Annotated in this window: 4 protein-coding genes; 2 read left to right on the top strand and 2 right to left on the bottom strand. The window is 66.6% G+C overall.

The annotated features are described in order from the left end of the window. Positions 1-275 (bottom strand): TSUP family transporter (locus tag BQ4436_RS00155; RefSeq protein ID WP_176754771.1); only part of this gene is annotated, 275 nt, incomplete at its 3' end. A 25-nt stretch (positions 276-300) separates the two neighbouring features. On the opposite strand from BQ4436_RS00155, the gene BQ4436_RS00160 reads away from it, so the two are divergent. Continuing rightward, positions 301-1,326 carry an AbrB family transcriptional regulator gene (locus BQ4436_RS00160; protein WP_070363315.1) on the top strand — a complete coding sequence of 342 codons (1,026 nt, stop codon included), beginning with the start codon at positions 301-303 and terminating at the stop codon, positions 1,324-1,326. A 4-nt stretch (positions 1,327-1,330) separates the two neighbouring features. On the opposite strand, the gene BQ4436_RS00165 is transcribed toward BQ4436_RS00160, so the two are convergent. Beyond that, on the bottom strand, positions 1,331-3,022 hold the full coding sequence (locus tag BQ4436_RS00165; protein WP_070363316.1) for a DUF885 domain-containing protein: 1,692 nt from the start codon (positions 3,020-3,022) through the stop codon (positions 1,331-1,333). 133 nt (positions 3,023-3,155) lie between these two features. Between BQ4436_RS00165 and BQ4436_RS00170 the strand changes: the two genes are divergently transcribed. Further along, positions 3,156-4,009 (top strand): ROK family protein (locus BQ4436_RS00170; RefSeq protein WP_070975111.1); only part of this gene is annotated, 854 nt, incomplete at its 3' end.

The raw sequence follows: 4,009 nt of genomic DNA on the forward strand, positions 1-4,009 counted from the left end.
CTGACGAGCGCGACGGCCAGCGCACCGCCCGCGGAGGCGCACAGCGCGGCAAGGGCGAACCCCCACGTGCAGCGCGGAACCCCGACCTTGCGCACCATGGTGACCGCGGCGGAGGAGGTGCCGGTGAACGCCGCGAACTTATTCGTCGCCAGGACGGCGGCGGCAGGCATGCCTGTGGTGGACATCAACACCGGGATGAGCACCAGCCCACCGCCGCCGATGACGGCGTCAATCCAACCGGCGACCAGTGATGCAATCAGCAGGACGACAATCATGCGCTAAAGAGTAGTATCAACAGCCATGCTTCGTTGGTGTGTTGTCGTCCCGGTGTCAATCGCGCTCGGTTGGGCCTTCAGCGCGCTGCACCTCCCGGCCGCGTGGATCCTGGGGGCGATCGTCGCATCGGGCGCGGTGGCGCTGCGCAGCGGGCGCGACCTTCCCATCAACGAGCTCCTGTTCACGTGCACCCGCGGCGTGATCGGCGTACTGGCGGCGCTGCCGCTGGTGGGCATCCCCCCGAAGACGCTGTTGCCGTTCCTGCTGCCTGGCCTGCTGGCTGCGGCGAGCATGATCGGGTTGGCCTACGTGGGCGGCGCGGTGCTCGCGCGCAAGGGAATCTCGCAGGAAACCGGGGTGTTGTCGCTGCTCGCGGGCGGTGCGTCGCTCATGCCGGTCATCGCGAAGGAGATTGGTGCCGACGTCCGCTACGTCGCTCTGACGCAGTACCTGCGCCTGCTCGTCGTGTCGATGACGCTGCCGGTGGTGGCGGGGCTGCTCACTACCAAGCACGCCTCCGCCACGGAGCATCTGGAGCCCTACTGGTGGATGTGGTTGCTGGTGCCGGCGCTGGTGGCGGTTGGGCAGCCGATCGCGAAGGTGCTGCACATCCCGAACCCGTCGATTTTCGGCCCGATGATCGTCACCGCAGTGGTCGGCTCCTTCATGGACGTGGTCATCGTTCCGCCGGAGCCGCTGAACATCGCGGCGTTCTTGTGCATTGGCTGGGCGTGCGGCGGCGGCCTATCCGTACCTGCCCTGAAGCAGTTCTCCCGCCTGCTGCCCATCACGATCGTCTACATCGCCGCCCTCATGGCAGCCTGCGCCGGACTGGGCTGGCTGCTGGCGCTGTGGCTGAATATCAGCTTCTACGAGGGGTACCTGGCCACCACGCCAGGCGCACTCGAGACGGTGCTGGCACTCACCGCGGAGGGCGGGGTGGGCCCGGCGGTCGTGGCGGTCCAGCTGATCCGCCTGATCTGCATCCTGCTGTTCGCGGGTTACCTGCCGAAGTTGGTCAACTGGCAGAATCGCAAACGCAACGGCTAGCAGGCTAGTCGTGGTGGTTGAGCACCTCGTGGGCCAGCATGTCCATCGGCATCGACCCGAACTTGAGCGCCTTGTCGTGGAACTGGCGCAGCGTCATGCCCTGCTCCAGGGCGCTGTCGCGCAGTGAGCACCAGTCGCGGTAGCCGATGGCGTAGCTCGGCGCCTGGCCCGGCCAGCCCAGGTAGCGGTCCAGTTCGAAGGCGATGTGGGACTCTGGCATGGCGGAGTTGTCGCGCAGGAACGCCTTGGCGTAGGCGGCGTCCCACACGCCGGTGCCGTCCGGGGTGGCCTTCTTGAGGTGGACGCCGATGTCGATCATGACGCGGGCGAGGCGGAGCCGGCGGGCGTCGAGAAGCCCCATGCGGAAGCCTGGGTCGTCGAAGTGGCCGTGCTCCCCCATGAGCTCCTCGGCGTAGAGCGCCCAGCCCTCGCCGTGTGCGGAGTTCCAGCACGCGGTGCGACGCCACAGGTTGAGGTCGTTGCGCTGCATGAGCGCGGTGCCGATCTGCAGGTGGTGGCCCGGGATACCCTCGTGGAAGACGGTGGTGAGCTCCTGCCAGGTGTGGAACACCTCCTGGCCCTCCGGCACTGACCACCACATGGTGCCGGGGCGGATCAGGTCGTCGGACGGCGGGGTGTAGAAGATGCCGCCGGAACCGGCGTGGTCAATCGCGCACTCTACCTTGTGCAGGCCCTCCGGGATGGTGACGTCAACGCCGTCGAGGTCCCGCATGACCTGCTCGTTGACGGAGTTCATCCACTCCAGCAGGGCGTCGGTGCCGCGCAGGGTGTAGCGCTCCTCCTCGTTGAGACGCTTGTACGCACCCAGGATGGTGGCGTCCGGGCCGTAGAGCTTCTGCGCGAGCGCGCGCTGCTCAGCGACGGTTTCCTTCAGCTGCTCCTTGGCCCAGGTGTAGGCCTCGTCGAGGTTGATGCCGCGGCCCAAGAAGAACTCGGAGAAGAGTTCGTAGCGGTCGCGGCCGACGGCGTCGTCGTGGCGGCCGTGTGGCGCGAGCTCGGTGGACAGCCAGGTGGCCATCTCGTCGAATGCAGCCTTCGCCTTTTCGACGACGGCCGAGTCCTCCGGCAGACCCAGCTGGTCGAAGACGCTGTCGTCGTCGGTGAGGTCGCCGCACTGCTTGATCACGGCTTCGATCTGGCGGTACGCAGGCACATTGCCTGCCGACGCCGCCTCCGAAAGCGACGCGCGATAGCCCGCGAGCGCCGCCGGCACCTTGGACAGGCGCGCCTCAATGTGTTCGAAGTCCTCCTTGCTCACCTTCGGCATCAGCGCGAAGGAGTCGCGGATGGTCTGCACCGGCGAATCGATGTTGTTGAGCTGGCGCAGGTCCTCGCCCTGGTGGTGCAGCTCCAACTTGAATGCCATCCGGTCGCGCAGCAGCGAAGCGGTGAGATTGTCGACGTCGTCGAAGTCGTCTTCGTCGTCGGAGGCGTCCGTGGAGTCGTTGAGCGCGTCGACGTCGGCGACGACGTCACGGATGCGGTCGGCGACTTCGCCGTAGTACTCGGGGCTGAAGTCCTGCAGGTCGCAGTCGTGGCCTTCGAGGCCGATCTCCGTTGCCAGGGTAGGGATCAGCTCGGCGAGGTCGTAGAGAAAGTCTTCGCAGGTGGCGTCGAGTAGCGAAGGCTCGCGTTCTGACTGGGATGCGTGCTCCTCAAGCAAAGGATTGGTCATGGGTAGGCAGTGTAACCGAGGGACACGCTGAATGTGCACCTCTACACCCCATACAAACCGCATTGTCTACCGAGACGGCCCACTCTAGCTCGATAACTGGACAAAGCGGTCTACTACCGGTACATATATTCACATGCCTGCGACACGGACAGCGTTCCATCACCCAACAACCCCCGCCGCCAAGTGCCTGCACCTCATTCGCCTGCAGGAACAGTGCGTGCGACGAGACCTGATCGCAGCCACCGGCCTCTCGCAGCCCACCATCACCCGCGCCGTCACCGCGCTGGCAAACTCCGGCTACATCGTGGAACGCGGCGACCTGTCCGAGTCCACCGGCCGGGGCAGGCCCACCATGCCACTCGAGCTCGGGGAACCGAACTCGCTGTACGCCGGGGTGGCCGTCGGCACCTTGAGCACCTACATCGCGCTGTTCGACCTCAAGGGGCGCACCCTGCGCAGCATCGATGTGGACATCCCCGTCGCACACATGAGTCCGGATGACTTCGTGCAGCACATCATGGCCGGGCTACACCGCCTCAGCGCCGGGATGGGCCGCCCGCTCGCAACCGTCGGCGTGACCACCTCGGGCACCGTTAACGAGGACGGCGAGGTCACCGCGGCAAACCTCGGCTGGCACGGGGTACCGATCCGCCAGCAGATGCGGGAGCAGTTCGGCGTGCCCGTCGAGGTCGTCTCCATCAGCCAGGCGATCGTCGGCTCGGAGATGCAGTCGAGCCTGGACATCGACACCCCGCCGGTGATGGCGCTGTTCGCCGATGACTCGCTGGCCTGCGCAATGTCCACCCCGACCGGCGTGATGGCCATCGACGTCGCCAGCGATCACCTGACCACGCAGGGGCTCCTCAACGCCATCGGACAGTCGGCAGTACAGTCACTGCAGGAGGTCGTCGCGCTCGCGGAGCAGCAGTCGGCCACGCGCCAGGCGCTCGACCAGCGCGCACGCGGCCTCGGCTCACTCGTGGCCAC

Origin of the sequence: Corynebacterium sp. MC3 (assembly GCF_900099485.1) — a bacterium.
Lineage (GTDB): Bacteria > Actinomycetota > Actinomycetes > Mycobacteriales > Mycobacteriaceae > Corynebacterium > Corynebacterium pseudogenitalium.

What these genes read in the sequence shown, in the direction of transcription:
- BQ4436_RS00160 (WP_070363315.1), top strand. Translation starts at nt 301, where the DNA reads ATGCTTCGTTGGTGTGTTGTCGTCCCGGTGTCAATCGCGCTCGGTTGG.
- BQ4436_RS00165 (WP_070363316.1), bottom strand. Translation starts at nt 3,022, where the DNA reads ATGACCAATCCTTTGCTTGAGGAGCACGCATCCCAGTCAGAACGCGAG.